The sequence below is a fragment of the Streptomyces sp. Wb2n-11 genome, assembly GCF_001049855.1.
GTDB classification, from domain to species: domain Bacteria; phylum Actinomycetota; class Actinomycetes; order Streptomycetales; family Streptomycetaceae; genus Streptomyces; species Streptomyces altiplanensis.
The window spans coordinates 1,327,852-1,347,734 of sequence record NZ_CVPB01000001.1; the positions used below are offsets into that span (position 1 = coordinate 1,327,852).

General features: G+C 73.0%; 18 protein-coding genes. 5 read left to right on the forward strand and 13 right to left on the reverse strand.

The features are described 5' to 3' along the window. Positions 1–62 precede the first annotated feature (62 nt). The 8 genes from BN1555_RS05870 to BN1555_RS05905 all read right to left on the reverse strand — a co-directional run bounded on the left by BN1555_RS05870 (position 63) and on the right by BN1555_RS05905 (position 9,304). Positions 63–242, reverse strand: coding sequence for a hypothetical protein (locus tag BN1555_RS05870; protein ID WP_093798392.1), 180 nt, complete (start codon positions 240–242; stop codon positions 63–65). 508 nt (positions 243–750) lie between these two features. Next, positions 751–1,989, reverse strand: a complete 1,239-nt coding sequence (locus BN1555_RS05875) for a glycoside hydrolase family 6 protein (protein WP_093798393.1) — start codon at positions 1,987–1,989, stop codon at positions 751–753. Between the two features lie 55 nt (positions 1,990–2,044). Further along, positions 2,045–2,455 carry a ribosomal maturation YjgA family protein gene (locus BN1555_RS05880; protein ID WP_255305900.1) on the reverse strand — a complete coding sequence of 137 codons (411 nt, stop codon included), beginning with the start codon at positions 2,453–2,455 and terminating at the stop codon, positions 2,045–2,047. Between the two features lie 27 nt (positions 2,456–2,482). Then, positions 2,483–3,652, reverse strand: a complete 1,170-nt coding sequence (locus BN1555_RS05885) for an XdhC family protein (RefSeq protein WP_093798394.1) — start codon at positions 3,650–3,652, stop codon at positions 2,483–2,485. A 38-nt stretch (positions 3,653–3,690) separates the two neighbouring features. Continuing rightward, positions 3,691–5,169, reverse strand: coding sequence for an NCS2 family permease (locus BN1555_RS05890; protein WP_093798395.1), 1,479 nt, complete (start codon positions 5,167–5,169; stop codon positions 3,691–3,693). 258 nt (positions 5,170–5,427) lie between these two features. Then, a complete protein-coding gene (locus BN1555_RS05895; RefSeq protein ID WP_093798396.1) occupies positions 5,428–7,812 on the reverse strand; it encodes a xanthine dehydrogenase family protein molybdopterin-binding subunit in 2,385 nt (794 codons plus the stop codon). Between the two features lie 2 nt (positions 7,813–7,814). Further along, on the reverse strand, positions 7,815–8,411 hold the full coding sequence (locus tag BN1555_RS05900) for a (2Fe-2S)-binding protein (RefSeq protein WP_093798397.1): 597 nt from the start codon (positions 8,409–8,411) through the stop codon (positions 7,815–7,817). A gap of 2 nt (positions 8,412–8,413) precedes the next feature. Then, positions 8,414–9,304, reverse strand: coding sequence for an FAD binding domain-containing protein (locus BN1555_RS05905; RefSeq protein ID WP_093798398.1), 891 nt, complete (start codon positions 9,302–9,304; stop codon positions 8,414–8,416). Positions 9,305–9,634: 330 nt separating this feature from the next. Here BN1555_RS05905 and BN1555_RS05910 point away from each other — a divergent pair, with 330 nt between their 5' ends. From BN1555_RS05910 to BN1555_RS05920, 3 genes are all read left to right on the forward strand, one after another. Next, a complete protein-coding gene (locus tag BN1555_RS05910; RefSeq protein WP_093798399.1) occupies positions 9,635–11,389 on the forward strand; it encodes a PucR family transcriptional regulator ligand-binding domain-containing protein in 1,755 nt (584 codons plus the stop codon). A 277-nt stretch (positions 11,390–11,666) separates the two neighbouring features. Beyond that, positions 11,667–12,440 (forward strand): hypothetical protein, encoded by a 774-nt coding sequence (locus tag BN1555_RS05915; RefSeq protein ID WP_176709967.1) that lies wholly within the window; start codon positions 11,667–11,669, stop codon positions 12,438–12,440. A gap of 167 nt (positions 12,441–12,607) precedes the next feature. Beyond that, on the forward strand, positions 12,608–13,651 hold the full coding sequence (locus BN1555_RS05920; RefSeq protein WP_093798400.1) for an NAD(P)-dependent alcohol dehydrogenase: 1,044 nt from the start codon (positions 12,608–12,610) through the stop codon (positions 13,649–13,651). 13 nt (positions 13,652–13,664) lie between these two features. On the opposite strand, the gene BN1555_RS05925 is transcribed toward BN1555_RS05920, so the two are convergent. After that, on the reverse strand, positions 13,665–14,399 hold the full coding sequence (locus BN1555_RS05925; protein ID WP_093798401.1) for a GntR family transcriptional regulator: 735 nt from the start codon (positions 14,397–14,399) through the stop codon (positions 13,665–13,667). A 122-nt stretch (positions 14,400–14,521) separates the two neighbouring features. Here BN1555_RS05925 and BN1555_RS05930 point away from each other — a divergent pair, with 122 nt between their 5' ends. Together BN1555_RS05930 and BN1555_RS05935 are read left to right on the forward strand one after the other, a co-directional pair. Beyond that, positions 14,522–15,403 carry a (2Fe-2S)-binding protein gene (locus BN1555_RS05930; protein ID WP_093798402.1) on the forward strand — a complete coding sequence of 294 codons (882 nt, stop codon included), beginning with the start codon at positions 14,522–14,524 and terminating at the stop codon, positions 15,401–15,403. 193 nt (positions 15,404–15,596) lie between these two features. Beyond that, the gene (locus BN1555_RS05935) at positions 15,597–16,649 is read left to right on the forward strand and encodes a DUF2637 domain-containing protein (protein WP_093798403.1); all 1,053 of its coding nucleotides are present in this window, start codon (positions 15,597–15,599) and stop codon (positions 16,647–16,649) included. 22 nt (positions 16,650–16,671) lie between these two features. Here the strand turns inward: BN1555_RS05935 and BN1555_RS05940 are convergent, their stop codons facing one another. The 4 genes from BN1555_RS05940 to BN1555_RS05950 form a co-directional block, all read right to left on the reverse strand. Further along, entirely contained in the window at positions 16,672–17,097 is a 426-nt protein-coding gene (locus BN1555_RS05940) for an ATP-binding protein (RefSeq protein ID WP_255306370.1), read from the reverse strand. A 222-nt stretch (positions 17,098–17,319) separates the two neighbouring features. Beyond that, positions 17,320–18,189 carry a protein phosphatase 2C domain-containing protein gene (locus tag BN1555_RS40165; protein ID WP_255305901.1) on the reverse strand — a complete coding sequence of 290 codons (870 nt, stop codon included), beginning with the start codon at positions 18,187–18,189 and terminating at the stop codon, positions 17,320–17,322. Between the two features lie 1,201 nt (positions 18,190–19,390). Continuing rightward, positions 19,391–19,519, reverse strand: a complete 129-nt coding sequence (locus BN1555_RS40170; protein ID WP_255305902.1) for a hypothetical protein — start codon at positions 19,517–19,519, stop codon at positions 19,391–19,393. Continuing rightward, complete coding sequence (locus BN1555_RS05950; protein ID WP_141662812.1) at positions 19,516–19,752, reverse strand: hypothetical protein; 237 nt, start codon at positions 19,750–19,752, stop codon at positions 19,516–19,518. The genes BN1555_RS40170 and BN1555_RS05950 overlap by 4 nt, the downstream gene beginning before the upstream one ends. Positions 19,753–19,883 lie beyond the last annotated feature (131 nt).

A 19,883-nucleotide genomic window follows, 5' to 3' on the forward strand; every position in this document is an offset into this window, starting at 1 on the left:
GCTCATTACTGCCCATATGTAAATTTTATGCCAATATTGCGCCGTGGGGCAGGTCGGAAAGGTCAAGTCGGCGCCCTGTCCCGCCGGCGGAAGAACAGTCTTTCCGCTTCGTCGCGGGGATGCTCGGCGAGCAGGTCGCGGGCGCCCTCCCAGCGGCCCCTCACCATGTCCTGGCAGCCCTCGGCGAGAACCCTGTCACCGAACGCCTGGTCGCCGGGCGGTGCTCCGGAGCGGCGGCGCACCCGGGCCGCCCTGGGCGGAGCTCCCCTCCGGGCGGGTGCGGGCTAGGTGTATTGCCCTGAGAGGTTGGGGACGCGGCTGGCGGGTGGTTGGCCTGCGAGCGGGGTCCACCCGGTAGCCGAGGGCGGCGTCCGTGGTCTCGGCGGCCGTGGCGGTACGTCCGGGTGGAGCGGTGGCGGCCTGGGGCGCGACGCCGGGCGCGGCCAGCAGGGCGGCGAGGGCGACGGCCGCGGTGACCGAGGCTCTGAGGCGTACGGAAGGTCTGTGGTGCATGATTCCCCTGGGAACACGGCCGCCTTTGCGGCGGCTTCCGCTGCGCTGGTACCCACCGCCCCCGGTCCCGTGCACCAAGTAGGCGTGTCCAGGGCCGGTTCGCGACCTCCCCCACGGTCGGCGGACCGACTCGCTGCTTCTGGAACGGACGTGGAACGGCAGCCGCCGCCCTTCTCGTACGTTCAGGAGAAGGGCGGCGGCTGCGCACACGGCCGAGGGGGTCCCACAGCCGCTTCCTCAGCGCGGCATGATGGCCGGGCTGGCGAGCCGCACCAGTTCCAGCGCCTGCTCGGGGAACCAGAGGCCCGCCTTCGGGTCGACCGTACGGCGCTCGGGGTCCTGGGGTCCGGCCGTACCGCGCAGGCACTCGCCGTCCGACTCCCCCGGCGTCTTGATCCACAGGTTGGCGTCGTTCAGCGGGTCCCCGGTGCGGGTGGTGGGACGGGCGCCGAGGCCGCGTCCCGGCGGGTTGCACCAGTCCTGCGCGTCGCTGTACTTGTCGGCGGGCGGGGTCCACGGGCCCTGGCCGTTGCGGCTGGTGTCGGTGACGAAGTGCTTCATACGGGCCGGGTCGGGGACGCCCACATGACGGTCGAGCCAGTTCTGGGCGTCGGCCCTCGGCCACGACTGGCTGGGGCAGTCGGACGCCTTGCCGCCCTTGTCGACGTAGGCCAGGCAGGAGGAGATGAGCTTGCCGTACCAGGCGTTCGTGCTGTCGGTGCTGTGGTTGGCGACGTTCACGGAGAAGCCCGCGGCACGTGCGACACCACCCTTGACCAGCCGGGGCACGATGCTGTCCACGGTGTGCCAGGAGGGGTGCCCGGCGTCGACGTACACCTTGGTGCGGGGCAGCGCGGCGAGGGTGGTGACGGCGTCGGTGATCTGGGCGTAGCGCGCGGCCGTCCTGGCCTCCTTCGCCCCCTCGGTGTCCTCGGCGCCGCCGTCGGGGCAGTCGGAGGGCACCAGGGCGAGCGCGTCGGGTTCGAGGACGACGAGCGCGCGGCTGTCGCCGATGCCCTTCGCCACACCGCCGATCCACTCCCGGTACTCGGCGCTGTCGCGCAGGCCGCCCGCCGAGTACAGGGAGCAGTCCCGGCCCGGGACGTGGTAGAGCACCAGCGTGGGCGTCGCCTTGTCCCGGGCGGCGTCGCGGACGACGTCGCGCGTCTCGTCCCTGACCTCCCCCGGGGTGCGGCCGGCCAGCCAGACGGCGTGCGGGGTGCGGGCCATGGCCCGGAGCCCGGCAGCCTCGCGCGACTGCTTGCCGCGGTCCAGTTCGTCGGCCTGGCGGTACGCCGCCGGGTTGGCGTCGGGGGCGTACAGACGGGTGGCGGCGGAACCGTCCGGGCCGGCCGGGTCGTCGGTCGCGCCGGCGGACAGCGCGCCCAGGAAAAGCGCCGCTGCCAGGCCGGTCAGGGTGAGGGGTACCGCGGTCAGGACGGTCAGGGACGGGAGGGTGGGTCTTCTGCTGCGCACGGGGTCGCTCCTGGCTCGCGAGAGGTGGGGACAGGGAGCGCTCCCGCGCCTCACGTCACGACGCGTGGCGCGGGCCGCTCGGCCGGGGCACCACGGCGCATATGAGCAGGAAGAGGCCCGCGCCGGCGGCGTACCAGAGCAGGTCGGGCGCGTTGAAGGTCGAGCCGAGCACCAGCCGGGCGGCCGTACTGCGTTCGGCCAGCTCCGCGGGTACTCCGGTGAGCTGGGCGCACTCGACCGCCCAGCTGAGCCCCAGTGCGACGGCGGCGGCCACCGGCGGGCGGGTCGCGGGCGCGAGGAGCAGGACGAGCGCGCACAGCAGGACGGTGTAGAGCGCGTCCCCCGCGTACTTGGCGATGTCGCCGTCCGCCACGGCCCGGACGCCGAGCCCCGCGCACAGGGTCAGGCCCGCGGCCACGGCCGCGCGTACGCGGGTCCGGACCCTGGCCCGGCGAAGATCACTCACGCCGGACACTCTATGCCCGTACCACGGTCAGGCGACGGAACCTATCCGCCCGGCCGGTTCCCGGGGGCCCTCGTGGTGGATCGGGGTGTGCGCGCCGGTGAGGGAGACGCCGGTGCCGCCGCGCCGGGACGCGACGATCTCCGCGGCGATGGACAGGGCGGTCTCCTCGGGCGTACGGGCGCCGAGGTCGAGGCCGACGGGGCTGCGCAGACGGGCCAGTTCGAGCTCGGTGACGCCGACCTCGCGCAGCCTCCTGTTGCGGTCCTCGTGGGTGCGGCGGGAGCCCATCGCGCCGACGTACGCGACCGGCAGGCGCAGCGCCAGTTCCAGCAGCGGGACGTCGAACTTGGCGTCGTGGGTGAGGACGCAGAGCACCGTACGGCCGTCGACCTCGGTCGACTCCAGGTAACGGTGCGGCCACTCGACGACGACCTCGTCGGCCTCGGGGAAGCGCGTGGCGGTGGCGAAGACGGGCCGGGCGTCGCACACGGTCACGTGGTAGTCCAGGAACTTGCCGACGCGCACCAGCGCGGCGGCGAAGTCGACGGCGCCGAAGACGATCATGCGGGGGGCCGGGACGCTCGACTCGACGAGGAGCGTCAGCGGCCGGCCGCAGCGCGAGCCGTCCTCGCCGATGAGGACGGTGCCGGTGCGTCCCGCGTCGAGCATGGCGCGGGCCTCGCCCGCCGCCGTACGGTCCAGCTCCGGGTGCCCGCCGAGGCTTCCTTCACAGGCGGACGAGCCGTCGTGCGAACCGTCGGGGCGTACGAGCAGGGCGCGGCCCATGACTTCGGCCGGCCCGTCCGTGATCCGCGCGACCGCCGCCGCGCCCCCACGCGCGGCGGTGGCCAGCGCGGCCGCGAACACCTCCCTGGCGGGAGAGTCCGCGCGTACCGGGGTGACGAGGATGTCGATCACGCCGCCGCAGGTCAGGCCCACGGCGAACGCGTCCTCGTCGCTGTAGCCGAAGCTCTCCAGGACGGCCCGGCCGTCCTGGAGAGCCTGTCGGCACAGCTCGTACACCGCGCCCTCCACACACCCGCCGGAGACGGAGCCGATCGCCGTGCCCTCGGAGTCGACCGCCAGGGCCGCTCCGGGCTCCCGGGGCGAGCTGCCGTTCGTCGCCACGACCGTGGCGACGGCGAAGTCGCGTCCTTGCTCGACCCACCGGTCGAGTTCTTCGGCGATGTCCAGCATGACTGTCTCCTTACGGGGTGTGTGGGAGGGGCGGGGCGCTACTTGACGCCCAGCCAGCCCTCGATGGGGTGGAGTGCGAAGTAGGCGAGGAAGACGGCGGCCAGTACCCACATCAGCCAGCCCACTTCCCGCACCCTGCCCTGCGCCGTCCTGATCAGCACGTGGGCGATGACACCGGCCGCGATGCCCGCGGTGATGGAGTACGTGAACGGCATCAGCACGGTGGTCAGGAAGACCGGGATGGAGGTCGCCGTGTCGTCCCAGTCGATGTGCTTGGCGTTGGTCAGCATCATCGCGCCGATGACGACCAGCGCGGCGGCGGCCACCTGGGTCGGGATGAGCTGGGCCAGCGGGGTGAAGAAGAGGCAGAGCGTGAAGGCGAGGCCGGTGACCACACTGGCGAAGCCGGTCCGCGCGCCGTCGCCGACGCCCGCGGTGGACTCGACGAACACCGTCTGCCCGGAGGCGCCGGCGAGACCGCCGATCGCGCCGCCCGCGCCGTCGACGGCCAGGGCCCTGTTGAGGCCGGGCATCCTGCCGTCCCTGTCGGCGAGGTTGGCCTGCTGGCCGATGCCGATGATGGTTCCCATGGCGTCGAAGAAGCCCGCCAGCACCAGGGTGAAGACGATGACGCCGACGGTGATGCCGCCGATGCTGCCGATGCCGTCGAAGGAGACGCTGCCGAAGAGGCCGAAGTCCGGCGTGCTGACGATGCCGCCGGCGAGCTCGGGGGCGTTCAGGCCCCAGGCCTTCTGGTCGAGGCCGGCGAGCTGGTGGACCAGCGCGGCGAGGACGGTGCCGCCGACGATGCCGATGAGGATCGCGCCGGGTACCTTGCGCACCTGGAGGAGGAAGATCAGCAGAACGGTGAAGGAGAAGCACAGCACCGGCCAGCCGGTGAGCATGTCGCTCGTGCCGAGCTGGATCGGCTTGGCGCCGGCGATGCCGCCCTCTCCGGGCATGGAGGTGACGAAGCCGGCCTGCACCAGGCCGATGAGGCAGACGAACAGGCCGATGCCCATGGTGATGGCGTGCTTCAGGGCCAGCGGGATGGCGTTCATAATGAGCTCCCGCAGGCCGGTGACGACGAGCAGGATGATCACGAGGCCGTAGATGACGCACATGGCCATCGCGTTGCCCCAGGTCATCTCCGGGGCGACCTGGAAGGCCATGACGGCGGAGACGCTGAGACCCGCCGCGAGCGCGAGCGGCACGTTGCCGACGAAGCCCATCACGATGGTGGTCACGGCGGCGGCGGCGACGGTCGCGGTGGTCAGCTGATTGCCGTCGAGCCTGTTGCCCGCAACATCGGGGACCGAGAGGATCACCGGGTTCAGCAGGATGATGTACGCCATCGCCATGAAGGTGGTGATGCCGCCGCGGACCTCACGGGCGACCGTGGACCCTCTGCGCGTTATGTGGAAGTAGCGGTCGAGCCACGACCGACCGGCGGGCTGGCGCGTTCCCGCGCCGGCGCCCTCCGCCGTGGTCGCCGGCTCTGTGGACTGCTGGGTCATGGTGCCTGTCTCCCAAGGTTCAAAGGGGCACCCGCATGAAGACTGGAAACGCGGGATTTGGGATGGTGCGAGGGCTGCACGACCCGGGGGACGGCCCGAGGCGAACTGGGGCAAAACCGGCTGAGTGAAAAAAGCGGGTAGTGCGAGGACCGCGAGCGATGCGGTACGTGGGGACCCCGGGCGGTGACAGGCGGGGAAGTGTGACGTTCCTTGGAGGCACGGCACCGCCCGGGGAGCTTTCCGGCGGAACTCGGGCGATCAGGTGCCCGTGAGGTGCTCGGGGCGCACCGGCGTCCTGTTGAGTTCCAGACCCGTCGCGTTCCGGATCGCCGCGAGGACGGCCGGGGTCGACGAGAGGGTGGGTGCCTCACCGATGCCGCGCAGGCCGTACGGCGCGTGCTCGTCGGCGAGCTCGAGCACGTCGACGGGGATGGTCGGCGTGTCGAGGATGGTGGGGATCAGGTAGTCCGTGAAGGAGGGGTTGCGCACCTTCGCGGTCTTCGGGTCGACGATGATCTCCTCCATGACCGCGACGCCCAGGCCCTGGGTGGTGCCACCCTGGATCTGGCCGACGACGGACAGCGGGTTGAGCGCCTTGCCGACGTCCTGCGCGCAGGCCAGCTCGACGACCTTCACCAGGCCGAGCTCGGTGTCCACCTCGACGACCGCGCGGTGCGCGGCGAACGAGTACTGGACGTGGCCGTTGCCCTGACCCGTGCGCAGGTCGAACGCCTCGGTGGGCCGGTGGCGCCACTCCAGCTCCAGGTCGACCGCCTCGTCCTCCAGTACGTCGACCAGGTCGGCCAGTACCTCGCCGCCGTCGGTGACGACCTTGCCGCCTTCGAGCAGCAGCTCGGCGGTGGCCCAGGCGGGGTGGTACGAGCCGAACTTGGCCCGTCCGATCTCCAGGACCTTCTCGCGGACGTTCTCGCAGGTGTTCTTGACCGCGCCGCCGGTGACGTACGTCTGGCGGGACGCGGACGTGGAGCCCGCCGAGCCGACCCGGGTGTCCGCCGGGTGGATCGTCACCCGGGCGACGCCCAGCTCGGTGCGGGCGATCTGCGCGTGGACGGTGACGCCGCCCTGGCCGACCTCCGCCATCGCGGTGTGCACGGTGGCGACCGGCTCGCCGTTGATGACCTCCATGCGCACCCGCGCGGTGGAGTAGTCGTCGAAGCCCTCGGAGAAGCCGACGTTCTTGATGCCGACCGCGTAGCCGATACCGCGTACGACGCCTTCGCCGTGCGTGGTGTTCGACAGACCGCCGGGCAGGGCGCGTACGTCGGCCTGCTCGCCGGCGGCCAGCCACTGCTGCTCGGGCGGCAGCGGCATGGCCTTGACGCGGCGCAGCAGCTCGGCGACGGGCGCCGGGGAGTCGCACGGCTGGCCGGTCGGCAGGAGCGTGCCCTGCTCCATGGCGTTGAGCCGGCGGAACTCCACCGGGTCCATGTCGAGCCTCGCCGCGAGCTTGTCCATCTGCGCCTCGTAGGCGAAGCACGCCTGGACCGCGCCGAAGCCGCGCATGGCACCGCAGGGCGGGTTGTTGGTGTAGAGCGCGATCGCCTCGATGTCGACGTCCTCGACGACGTACGGGCCGACGCTCAGCGACGAGGCGTTGCCGACGACCGCCGGGGAGGCGGACGCGTAGGCGCCGCCGTCCAGCACGATCCGGCACTTCATGTGCGTGAGTTTGCCGTCCTTGGTCGCGCCGTGCTCGTACCAGAGCTTCGCCGGGTGGCGGTGGACGTGGCCGAAGAAGGACTCGAACCGGTTGTAGACCATCTTGACCGGCTTGCCCGTACGGAGGGCGAGGAGGCAGGCGTGGATCTGCATCGAGATGTCCTCGCGGCCGCCGAAGGCGCCGCCGACGCCGGAGAGCGTCATGCGGACCTTCTCCTCGGGCAGGCCGAGGACGGGGGCGATCTGCTTGAGGTCCGAGTGCAGCCACTGGGTGGCGACGTACAGGTCGACGCCGCCGTCCTCACCGGGTACGGCCATGCCGGACTCGGGGCCGAGGAACGCCTGATCCTGCATGCCGAAGACGTACTCGCCGGAGACGATGACGTCGGCCCGCTCGGCGGCCTCGTCGGCGTTGCCGCGGACGATCGGCTGACGGTGCACGATGTTCGGGTGCGGGACGTGACCGATGTGGTGGTCGTCGCGGCCCTCGTGGATCAGCAGCGCGTCGGGCGCCGTCGCCGACGCCTCGTCGGTGATGACGGGGAGCTCGGCGTAGTCGATCCTGATCTTGGCGGCGGCGCGGCGGGCCGTCTCCGGGTGGTCGGCGGCGACGACGGCCACCGGCTCGCCGTGGTGGCGGACCTTGCCGTGGGCGAGGACGGGGGTGTCCTGGATCTCCAGGCCGTAGTTCTTCACCTCGGTGGGCAGGTCGTCGTACGTCAGCACGGCGTAGACGCCGGGCACGGCGAGCGCCTCGGACGTGTCGATCGACCGGATCTCGGCGTGCGCGGTGGTGGAGCGCAGCGTGTGGCCCCAGAGCATGTCCTCGTGCCACATGTCCGAGGAGTACGCGAACTCGCCGGTGACCTTGAGGGTGCCGTCGGGGCGGAGGGTGGACTCACCGATGCCGCCCCTGGTCTTCGACCCCTGGTTGATGCTGGTGGGGGTACCTGTGACGCCCATGATCAGACCCCGCTTCCCTGACGGTCCTGACGAGCCGCGGCAAGCCGCACCGCGTCCAGGATCTTCTCGTAACCGGTGCAGCGGCACAGGTTGCCCGAGAGCGCCTCGCGGATGTCCGCGTCGGACGGTTCGGCGTTGCGCTCCAGGAGCTCGTCGGCCGCGACCAGCAGACCCGGGGTGCAGAAACCGCACTGCACGGCGCCGGCCTCGATGAACGCCTGCTGGATCGGGGCGAGCTCCTCGCCCTCACCGGTCTGCGAGTCCGTTCCCTTGGCCTGCCACTGCCGGGCGGCCTGGAGCGACGTACCGCCGGAGCCGCAGGCACCGGCCGCACAGCCCTCTTCGCGCTGCTTGGCGAAGTCGGCGAGGCCCTCGACCGTGACGACCTCGCGGCCCTCGACCTGGCCGGCGGCGACGAGGCAGGCGCAGACGGGGACGCCGTCGAGGCGGACCGTACAGGAACCGCACTCGCCCTGCTCGCAGGCGTTCTTGGAACCGGGCAGACCCATGCGCTCACGCAGGACGTAGAGCAGGCTCTCGCCCTCCCAGACGTCGTCGGCTTCCTGCTTACGGCCGTTGACCGTGAAATTCACGCGCATTGCTATGCAGCTCCTTCAAGCGTGCGGGCGGTGCCGCGGTACTGCTCCCAGGTCCAGCCCAGCGTGCGGCGGGCCATGATGCCGACCGCGTGACGGCGGTACTTCGCGGTGCCGCGCACGTCGTCGATCGGGTTGCAGGCGCCGGAGGCGAGCTCCGCGAACTGCTTGGCGATCGACGGGGTGATGATCTTGCCGCTCTCCCAGAAGCCGCCCTCTTCGAGCGCGGCGTTCAGGAAGTCCTCGGCGGCGCGGGCCCGCAGCGGGGTGGGGGCGGCCGAACCGATGCCGGTCTTGACCGTGCGGGTCTGGGGGTGCAGCGCGATGCCGAAGGCGCAGACCGCGATGACCATGGCGTTGCGGGTGCCGACCTTGGAGAACTGCTGCGGCCCGTCGGCCTTCTTGACGTGGACGCGCTTGATCAGCTCGTCCGGCTCCAGCGCGTTGCGCTTCACACCGGTGTAGAACTCCTCGACCGGGATGAGGCGCGTACCGCGCACCGACTCGGCCTCGACCTCGGCGCCCGCCGACAGCAGGGCGGGGTGCGAGTCACCGGCGGGGGAAGCGGCACCGAGGTTTCCGCCGACCGAGCCGCGGTTGCGGATCTGGGGCGATCCGACGGTGTGGGCGGCGAGCGCGAGGCCCGGCAGCTCCGCCCGCAGGTGGTCCATGATCCGGGTGTACGGGACGGAGGCACCGAGCTGTACGGTCTCCTCGCCCACCTCCCACTCGCGCAGTTCGCCGATGCGGTTCAGGTCCAGGAGGTACTCGGGACGGCGGTGGTCGAAGTTGATCTCGACCATGACATCTGTGCCGCCCGCGATAGGCACAGCCGTGGGGTGCTCGGCCTTGGCGGCGAGCGCCTCCTCCCAGCTGGCGGGGCGAAGGAAGTCCATGAGGCTCTCTTCTTCTCAATCGGGTGGTTCGCGTGTCGCGGGGGCTGGAGACGGCCAACCGCCGGCTGTCGACCTGGTCGCTCCGAGCAGTTCCGGGCCGCTCTGGGGCGTTCATCTGCTGTTCACGTGGCTTGGCCCCAGTACACAAGCCGGGCCTCCGCCCGGTGCAGTCACCGAAACCATGAAGGAGTTGGCTGGTGGCCGCTCGCGTCTTGTAGATTCGAACGAAAGGCGGGGCCCGGTGGCCCCACGGTTTTCTTCGGGAAACCACAAACCCATCGGCACACACATCCCCACTGGCAACAACGAGAGACAGATCGGCGGCGACCCATGCGGCTGCGCTCACTGCTGGAGACCGACGCGCTGGGCCTGCGGCTCCTCGGCGGCGAGGACGAGCTCGACCGCACCGTGCGCGGTGTGATGACCACGGACCTGCGGGACCCCAGCCGCTATCTGTCCGGCGGCGAACTGGTGCTCACCGGTCTGGCGTGGCGGCGCTCCGCCGAGGACTCCGAGCCCTTCGTCCGCATCCTGGCGGGTGCCGGCGTCGTCGGCCTGGCGGCGGGCGAGGCCGAGCTCGGCGCCATCCCGAGCGATCTGGTCGAAGCGTGCGTGCGCCACCGGCTGCCGCTCTTCGCGGTCAGCGAGGCCGTCGCCTTCGCGACCATCACCGAGTACGTGGTGCGCCAGGTGTCCGGCGAGCGGGCCGGCGACCTGGCGGCCGTCGTCGACCGGCACCGCAGGCTGATGACGTCGGGCCCGACGGGCGGCGGTCCCGAGGTGGTGCTCGACCTGCTCACGTCCGACCTGGACCTGCGCGCCTGGGTGCTCTCGCCCACCGGCCGCCAGATCGCGGGCGCCGGCAACCCGCTGCCGCCGGCCGTGGGGGCCGCGCTCGCGGGCGAGCACCTGGCCGCGAGCCGCACCGGCCGCCGGGCGCCGCACCGGGCCGCCGTGCGGGGGACGACGTACTCGCTGTTCCCGGTCAGGGGCGGCGGCCGCGGCACCACCGCTGCCGCCGCGTCCCGCGACGTGCGCGAGAGCGTGCTCTCCGACTGGCTGCTGGCCGTGGAGGCGGACGCGGGCGACTGGCCCGCCGCCCGCCTCGACCTGCTCCAGGGAGTGACCCAGCTGATCGCCGTCGAACGCGACCGGCGTGACGCGGCCCGTACGGTACGGCGCCGCCTCGCCCAGGAGGTCCTGGAACTGGTCCAGGCGGGCGCGGCCCCGGCCGAGATCGCGGCACGCCTGCGGGTCGCCGCCCCGGTGCTGCTGCCGGGCCTCGGCTCGGCGCCGCACTGGCAGGTGGTCGTGGCACGGGTGGACTGGCAGGAAGGGGGGCCCGGCGGGGCGGGCGGTGCCGGCGGCCCGGCCGCGGCGATCCAGGCCGGGCCCGTCGCGCAGACACTGCTGGAGGAGATCCTGGTCGACCCGGCGGTGACGGGCTCCGACTCCTCGGACCGGATCGCGGTGGCGCACGCGGGCGACGAGGCGATCGCGCTCGTACCGCTGCCGGCCTCCGCGCCGGACGGGGACGGCGGCGCGGACAAGGACGGGGAGGGCGGCGAGGGCGCGCCCGGCTCCCGTACGGGCCTGCACGCCGACGTACTCCTCGAAGCGGTGCGCGAGCCGCTCTCGGGCGGTCTGGCCGAGGACGGGCGGCTGACACTGGGTGTCAGCGCGGCCGTGCACTCGGCGGAGGGGCTGCGAGGTGCGCTGGAGGAGGCCCGGCACGCCCGCCGGGTCGCGGCGGCGCGCCCCGGCCGGGTCTGCGCGGCGGGCCACCACGAGCTGGCGTCGCACGTGCTGCTGCTGCCGTTCGTGCCCGACGACGTGCGCAGGGCGTTCACGGCGCGGCTGCTGGATCCGCTGCGGGACTACGACCGGCGGCACCGGGCGGAACTGATCCCCACCCTCGAAGCGTTCCTCGACTGCGACGGTTCTTGGACGCGCTGTGCGGCCCGGCTGCATCTGCACGTGAACACCTTGCGCTACCGGGTGGGCCGGATCGAGCAACTGACGGGCCGTGACCTGTCGCGTCTCGAGGACAAGCTGGACTTCTTCCTCGCCCTGAGGATGAGCTAGCGCACCCGGGCGGGGGACTCCTCCGCCCTGACCGCGAGCGGGGGCCAGCGGACGGTCCCGGCCGATACCGAGTTGTCCGGGTACCCCGAACGGGTGAAGCCGGTGACGGCCGCCGCTCCCGGCCCACCGGCCGCCCCGGCCGGCCGATTGTGAATTCGTTCACCTGACCCCTTGGCCCGGGGTGCCATTCCGTGCTGAGATTCGCCCACTACCGCACGACCGGTACTCACAGCTCGATGACGTGCTGCTCGGGGAGGGCAATGTGGCGCATACCGCCATGTCTGGTTCCGGAACGACCGCAGATGACGGAAGCCCACTCCAGACCGCGGTATGGCGGCTGCGCTCGCGCGGCTGCTGGACCGACGCCGCGGCCCTGCTCGAACCACACGCGGGTGCCGCCGCGGCCCCTGCCGCCGCGCTCCAGCGGGCCTCGCTGCTCGTCGAGCGCTGCCTGTTCACCACGGAGGGCTGGGCGGAGGCGGAGGACGCCCTGCGTACCGCGGAGGCGGCGGCCCGGAGCGACGACGAGCGGGGTGCGGCGGCCTGCGAACGCGGTCACCTCGCGTACGCGTCGACGGTGCTCGGCGTCCGCGACCGCGCCGACGAGGCGCGTTCCGCGCTCGGCAGGGCGGCCGCGCTGCTCGCCCCCACGGCGCCGGGGCGTCCCCTGCTGGACTTCCGCCGCGGCCTGATCGCGGAGCACCTCTCCGACTCCCCGCAGTCGGCCCGTGCCGCCTACCGTCGCGCCCACGCGGGCGCCACGGCGCACGGCGAGACGCTGCTGCTGTCGTTCACCTGGCGCCACCTGGCCGGACTGTCCCTGCGCGAGGGCGAGTTGGCGGACGCGAGACACGGCTTCGCCGAGTCGCTGCGGATACGGGAGGAACTGGGCTACCTGGTGGGCACGGCCCCGGCCCTGGCCGCCCTGGCAGAAGCGGAACCGGAGCCCGAGGCGACACGCCTGCGGGCGGAGGCGGGCCGCCTGTTCCGGCTGCTGGACGGCGTACCGACCTGGCTGGCGGCGCAGCTCTCACCACCTGCGGCGGCGTAGAGCGGCGGGCCCCGGCCCGGTCGGCGGGCCGGGGTTCGCCCGGCCGGGCCGGTTCGCCCGGCCGGCCCGGTGAGGGGCCGGGAGCCCTCCGCTCGCGTCCCGCCCCCCGGCCTGCTGGACTGGCTGTACGACGAGGCGGAACCGGTCCAGCAGCCCGAGGAGCAGACATGAAGGCCGTCCAGTACCGCGCCATCGGCGCCGCTCCCGAGGTGGTCACCGTCCCCACGCCCGAGCCGGCCCCCGGCCAGGTGCTGCTGAAGGTCACCGCGGCGGGCGTCTGCCACTCCGACATCGCCGTGATGGGCATGCCCGCCGGCAGCCTGGGCTTCCCGCTGCCCCTCACCCTCGGCCACGAGGGCGCCGGCACCGTCGCCGCACTCGGCGACGGTGCCACCGGCCCGGCCGTGGGGGATCCGGTCGCCGTGTACGGCCCCTGGGGCTGCGGGACCTGCGCCAAGTGCGCCGAGGGCAAGGAGAACTACTGCCTGCGGGCGGCCCGGCTCGGCATCTTCCCGCCCGGACTCGGCGCCCCCGGCGCGATCGCCGAGTACATGATCGTCGACAGTCCGCGCCACCTGGTGCCGCTCGACGGCCTCGAACCGGTCACGTCGGTCCCGCTCACCGACGCGGGCCTGACGCCGTACCACGCGATCAAGCGCTCGCTGCCGAAGCTGGTGCCGGGTTCGACCGCCGTGGTCATCGGTACGGGCGGCCTCGGCCACGTGGCGATCCAGCTGCTGCGCGCCATGACGACGGCCCGCGTGATCGCCCTGGACGTCACCGAGGACAAGCTCTCCCTGGCCCGCGCGGTCGGCGCGCACGAGGCGGTGCTCTCGGACGCGAACGCGGCGGCGGAGGTCCGCGAGCTGACGGGCGGCCTGGGCGCGACGGCGGTCTTCGACTTCGTGGGGGCGGCCCCCACCCTGGCGACGGCGGGCGCGGTGGCGGGGACCGAGTCCGACGTGGCGATCGTGGGCATCGGCGGCGGCACGCTCCCGGTGGGGTTCGGCAGCCTCCCGTACGAGACCTCGGTGAGCTCCCCCTACTGGGGTTCGCGCTCCGAACTGATCGAGGTCCTGGACCTGGCCCGCGCGGGCGCGGTCGACGTGCACGTGGAGACGTACGGCATCGACGACGCCCCCCTGGCGTACGAACGCCTGCACGCCGGCGAGATCAACGGCCGGGCGGTCGTCGTCCCGGAAGCGGCCTGAAAGGGTCCGTACCTCAGCGGTCCGCGCCCGCGAAGTGTTCGCGGACCAGGGACTGGACCACCGTCAGGTCCTGCGCCGCCAGGGCGTCCAGCAGGGCCAGGTGTTCCGCGGCGTCCGCCAGGAGGTCCGCCCGGCGGCCCAGCGGGTCGCCCGTGAGCAGGGGCCACTGGGAACGGCGGTGGAGGTCGTCGGCGACGGTGACCAGCTGGTGGTTTCCGGAGAGGGAGAGGATCGCGCGGTGGAAGGCGCGGTCCGATTCGGCGTACGCCGCCCGGTTGCCCGTCGCCGCCGCCGCCGTGGTGGCTTCCGCCAGGGGGCGCAGCTCGCACCAGCGGCCGGCCGGGACCGTGAGGGCCAGGCGGAGCATGACCGGCACTTCGATCAGGGACCGCACTTCCGCCAGCTCGGCCAGTTCCACCGCGCTGCGGACCGTGACGCGGAAGCCGCGGTTCGGTACGACCTCCACCGCGCCCTCCAGCGCCAGCTGCTGCATCGCCTCGCGGACCGGGGTCGCCGAGACACCGAAGCGGGCGCCGAGCGCGGGGCCCGAGTAGACCTCGCCGGGGGCCAGCTCGCCGGTGACCAGGGCCGTGCGCAGGGCGTCGAGAATCTGGCCCCGGACCGAGTGGCGCCGGACGGGGCGGGGGGCCGGGGGCCCGCTGTGCGTGTGTGCGCCGCGGGCCTGCTCCGGGGCGCGGACGGCAGGTATCCGCCCGTACGCGGCCTCGCGCGGTCTGGCCTGCTCCATGGGGGTCCCTCCGGTGCGTGTCCCGTATGCACGATAAGCGGCCGGGGGGACAGTTCAAATACAGAGAAGATCGGGTAAGGTAAGGCTTACCTGCAAACGATCGCGATTCGGTGGTCCCCTGCATGACCGTTTACACGCTTGCCCCCGGCGTCACCGCTTCCCCCGTCGCGGTTTCGTACGCCCGCCTCACGGAGGTCTTCTCCGGACTGCGCGTCACCGAACTGGACGACGGCGAGCAGGCGCCCCGCGGGAGCGGCTGGGTGGGCTCGGCGGAGCTGGCGGCCGGCGGCGACGCGCTCGACGCCTTCCTCGCCTGGGACAACGCGCAGGTCCTGCGCGACTACGGACAGCAGGCCCGCCCCGACGTCGTCGCGAGCTTCGGTCTGCACCGGTACGCCTGGCCCGCCTGTCTGCTGGTCACCGTGCCGTGGTTCCTGGACCGCCGGGTGCCCCGCGTGCCCGTCGAGGACGTCGCCTTCCAGCGGTCCCTGGGCCGCATGACCGTACGCGTGCGGGAATTCGCCTGCCTGCCGGGCGACCCGGCCGCCGCTCTGCCCGGCGCCCGCGTCGTACCGGACGAGGAGGCCCTGCGCGCCGAGGTGCGGGACGCCGTCGCCGAACACCTCGGGCCGGTGCTCGACGGCTTCGGACCCCGGATGCGGCGCGGGAAGCGCGCACTGTGGGGCATGGCGACGGACGAGATCGTGGAAGGGCTCTGGTACATCGCGCACCTGCTCGGGGACGAGCGGCGCGCCATGCGGGAGCTGGAGGAGCTGCTGCCGGGCACGACCAAGCCGTACGCGGGCACGGCCGGCTTCCGCGAGCTGACCGGGCCGAACGGCGAAGCGCTGCCGACCCGCGACCGGGCGAGCTGCTGCCTCTTCTACACGCTGCGCCCCGAGGACACCTGCGTGACGTGCCCCCGTACGTGCGACGCCGAGCGCATACGGAAGCTGAGCGAGGAAGCCGCGGCGACAGCGGCGTCCGCGGTCGCCACCGCCTGACGGCACGCCACCCGGACGGGTGGCATAAATCGAACACAATTCGCCTCTTCAGCACGGCGGTTCGACCGGATCGCGCCTATTCGCATGCCCGGGAACCCCCTTGGCGTTCTCTTGCACCGAAAGCCTCTTCGGGGCACTTCGATTCCGCCAATATGGCGCCCGAAACGCCCTACCGCGATGCAAGGGACACCGCATGAGACTGACCGACATATCGCTGGACTGGCTGCTTCCGGGTGGCGTGATGCTCGCGGGGGTCCTGGCGGCGGTCGCGGTGCTCGCGCGCGGCAAGCGCGCCGGCGGCAGGGCCGCGGCCGACAACTCCTGGGAACGTACCGAGGAACGGCGCAGGCGCAAGGAAGCGGTCTACGGGATCGCTTCGTACCTGCTGCTCTTCTGCTGCGCGGCGGTCGCCGCCGCACTCTCCTTCCACGGCCTGGTCGGTTTCGGCCGGCAGAACCTCAACCTCTCCGGCGGCTGGGAGTACCTCGTCCCCTTCGGCCTCGACGGCGCCGCCATGTTCTGCTCGGTGCTCGCGGTGCGCGAGGCCAGCCACGGTGACGCGGCCCTCGGTTCGCGCCTGCTGGTGTGGACGTTCGCCGGTGCGGCCGCCTGGTTCAACTGGGTCCACGCGCCCCGGGGCCTGGGCCACGCGGGCGCCCCGCAGTTCTTCGCCGGGATGTCGCTGTCGGCCGCGGTGCTGTTCGACCGCGCGCTGAAGCAGACCCGCAGGGCCGCGCTGCGCGAACAGGGCCTGGTGCCGCGCCCGTTGCCGCAGATCCGGATCGTACGGTGGCTGAGGGCACCCAGGGAGACCTTCGGCGCCTGGTCGCTGATGCTCCTGGAAGGTGTGCGCACGCTGGACGAGGCGGTCGAGGAAGTACGCGAGGACGCACGCGAGAAGGAGCAGAACCGCATTCGCCGGCGCGACCACCAGAAGCTGGAACGCGCCCGGTTGAAGGCCATCAACCGGCAGCACAGGGCATGGCGCGGCCGTGGCGGCGGCCGGCAGGTCGAGATCCCGACCCTCGCACCCGCCCAGGGCTCCGCACCGCCGCAAGCGGTCGCGGAGCCTGCCATAGCAGAGCCCGGACAACTGCCGCTTCGACCAAGGCCCTCCCTTCAGGCCGTGAAAGGTGCTGAGGGCGTGACGACCGTCGACCTCACCGCCGAGGACGACACACAGGCTCTGCCGCGGCTCGACTCCCTCGAACGCAAGCTCAAGGACCTCGAACAGCAATTCGGCTGAACCGCGGCGGCGGGCCGGGCGGTCACACCGGCCCGCCGTCCAGTTCGAGTTCGAACCAGACCACTTTTCCCACGCCGTGCGCCCTTACGCCCCACGCGTCCGCGAGTGCCTGCACCAGGAAGAGGCCCCTGCCGTGCGTACCGTCGTCGGCGATCGGTACGTGCAGCTGCGGGTGGCGGGCGGCGAGGTCCCGCACCTCGACCCGGAGCCTGGAGGCGGCGACGGTGGCCGTGACCTCCGCGTCGTGTTCCGTGTGGACCAGGGCGTTGGTCACCAGCTCGGTGGTCAGAAGCTCGGCGACGTCCGTACAGTCCCGGTCGCACCGGTCGTCCCGGTCACCCCGGTGGTCTTCGTGGGCCTCCCGGTGCCGCAGCAGGTCGCGCAGAGCGTGCCGCACCTCCGGAACCGCTGTGAGATCCGCATGCCGCAATCTGCGCCGCAGATGAATGAGTGCCCCCTTTCCCTCCTCCGGTGCTTGCGACGGCCCTCGCGCGGCGGCACCGCGGCCGCCCGCCTGTTGCCCTGTCATAGCCCCCACCCGCACGTCGGATCGGCCCTTTCTCTCGAACAGGTTCACGGGATGCATGCCCCGCTCGCGCGATAGCACTCATGTCCGCTCCATTTGCCGGCCGGGCGGTGGCAGGCACATGCCGGGGGCCGGATGACGCCGTCACGCCTCCCAGACCGCCACCGCCGTCCGGTCGTCGGCGTACCCCTTCACCCTCAGGCAGGTGTCCATGAGGTACTCGGCGAGGCCGGGAGGTTCGGCGGGTGACCAGCGTTCGGCGAGTTCCCCGGCGAGGGCGGGCTCGCCGCGCAGGGGGCCGGCGAGGCCGTCGGTGCACAGGAGGAGGGTGTCGCCCGGGCGGGCCACCGAGGCCCGGAAGCGGAAGGGCTCGGCGGGCGGGAGCTTGCTTTCGGCGTACGGGGGCGGGGGCGTCGTAATGCCGAGGTCCACGGTGAGGCGGTCGCCCCCGGGGGTCTCGGGCGGGGCCGAGCCGAAGCCGAGGACGGGCCCGCCGGTGACGGCGGCGGGTTCGGGGACGGAGGGTTCGATGTCCTGCCAGGCGCCGCCGCGCAGCCGGAACAGACCTCCGTCACCGATCCCGAAGAAGACCCTGGTGCGGCACCGGGGGTCGGTGGGGAGGAGGAGACAGCGCAGGCTCGATGTGTACTCCTCGGGTTCCAGGCCGAGTTCGGACGCGCGGGCGCGCAGCTTGCCGTAGCTGCGGTCGGTGAGGCGGTGCAGGCCGGACTTGAGATCGCTCCTGCGGGCCGCCCGTATGTCGTCGGCGAGGCGGGTGTGGCTGCGGCCGACCGCTTCACCGATCCGGCGGCAGGCATCGGCGGCGGCCAGGTGCGCGCGCTCGGTGGCGCGGGCCCCGCCGGCCACCGCGACCAGGACGAGCCCGTCCTCGCCGCGGCCGAAGCGGGCGGTGAGCAGCGCGTCGCGGCGGGGTTCGCCGCGGTAGCGGGCGGAGTCGCCGCGGACGGAGGCGGCGCGCAGGGTGTACGTGCCGTACCGGGCACCGTCGAGCACGGTGTCCGCGACGAGGGTGTCGAGTGTGCGCGGGTCCGCGGCGGGCAGGGCGGTGGGGTCGGCGTCGTAGGTGGGCGGCCGGTCCCCGACGAAACCGGCACGGGGGCGGCCCCGGTCTCCCCCGCTGCCGGTCCGGGCGGTCTCGGTCGGTCCTCCGGCGTACGGGGCCGCAGGCCGCGACCCGGGCTGCGGAGACGTGGGGGACCCGGGCCGCCGGTCGTCCGGCGGAGCGTCGTTCGCGGACCGCGGCCGGTCCGGCTTCCGTGGGGCACGCGGTGCCCGGGGTGCGTCGGGCGGCTCCCAGGGGGCGCGCCGGCGGACCGTGGCGGGAGGCCCGGACAGGCGGGCGGGAGCGGGCGGCGCCGGTGGTTCCGGTACGGCTGCCGGTGAAGCGGGTGCCTGCGCCGGCCGCGATTCCGGCTGCCGTACCTCGGGCGGTCCCGAGGGCGGTCCCGAGGGCGGTCCCTCCACCGGCGGAAGCAGTGGCTCCGCCGGTGGAGGCTGCGGAGGCTGTGGAGGTGAGGGCGGGTCCGGGGCGGTGCGGGCAGAAGCGGCTGTTCCGCCGCCGGGGCCGGTTCGGGTTCCCGTACCTGCGGCGGACCCGGAGCCGGGTCCCGCACCGGTGGAGCCGGCGGGAGCGGAGGCCGGTCGTCCGCCGCGGGAGCCCGGCCCGGCCTCCACGAAGGCGGCAGCTCCGGAAGGCGCGGGGCCGGGAGCGACTGCGGCGGTGGCGCGGACGGGGGCGCCACCGTGCCCGCCGCGGAGTCGAAACGGTCGTCCAGGGTGTCGCCCGTGGGCGCGGGGCCCGTGTCCGGGGCGGTCCCGTCGCCGTACAGCCGGCTCCACCACTGGTCCTCGTCGGTGGTGCGCCTCTCCCCCTGCTGGCTCATGTCCCTTATTGTCCACCGCTCGGGCCGTACGAAAACGGGGCATCGGGAAAAAGAAGCCCGCCGGGCGTCCCCTCCCCCACGGGAAGGATGCCCGGTAGACGGCTTTCGGCAGACGCGCGGCCAACGCACCTCGTGGGCGCGCGCCACGACCTGGGCGACGGAACTCCCCTTCGCGTCCGTCAGTTCGGTCTTCAGCGTGACCGGCCGGCCCGACGCTCCCGCGTGGTTCACGGCCGCCGTCCAACTGCCCGACCGCCCGGCCACCTTGGCATCGGTCCGGATCTCACCGTCGTCGTACGAGTGCGACAGCTTCACGGCGGTGAGCCGCCGGACGTGTAGCCGGGCGGGGAGACGGCGCTCGGGGACGGGCCGGTGTTGCCCGCCGCGACGACGAACAACGTGCCTTTGTTCCGCGCGAGTTGCCCGGCGGCGACGCTCATCGGGTCGGTGCAGTCGGCGGCCCCGGTCCGTCCCTGCTCACCAGCACCTCGTCGCCGGTGACGAGGGTGACCGTGACCGTCCTGTCCCCCTTCTCCCCCGCGGCCTCGCTGCCGGTCAGCGGTCTCTTCCCCGCCACGTCCTCCTGCGGCCGGACCCCGGACGGCGCGATCACGGTGACGGCGGGGCCGGCGGCGGCCAACGCCCCCAGCACCGTACGCGATATCGGACACATCGCCCCACCCTGGCGAATCCTGCACAAAAGCGGTGTTGCCGGAGGCTGGTGGTGCTGTGGTGGCGCCCCATTGGCAGAGTGGCGAGGGGTGGGGGGATGATGCGTGCGGCGGGTTTACGCCGTGGCCGCTT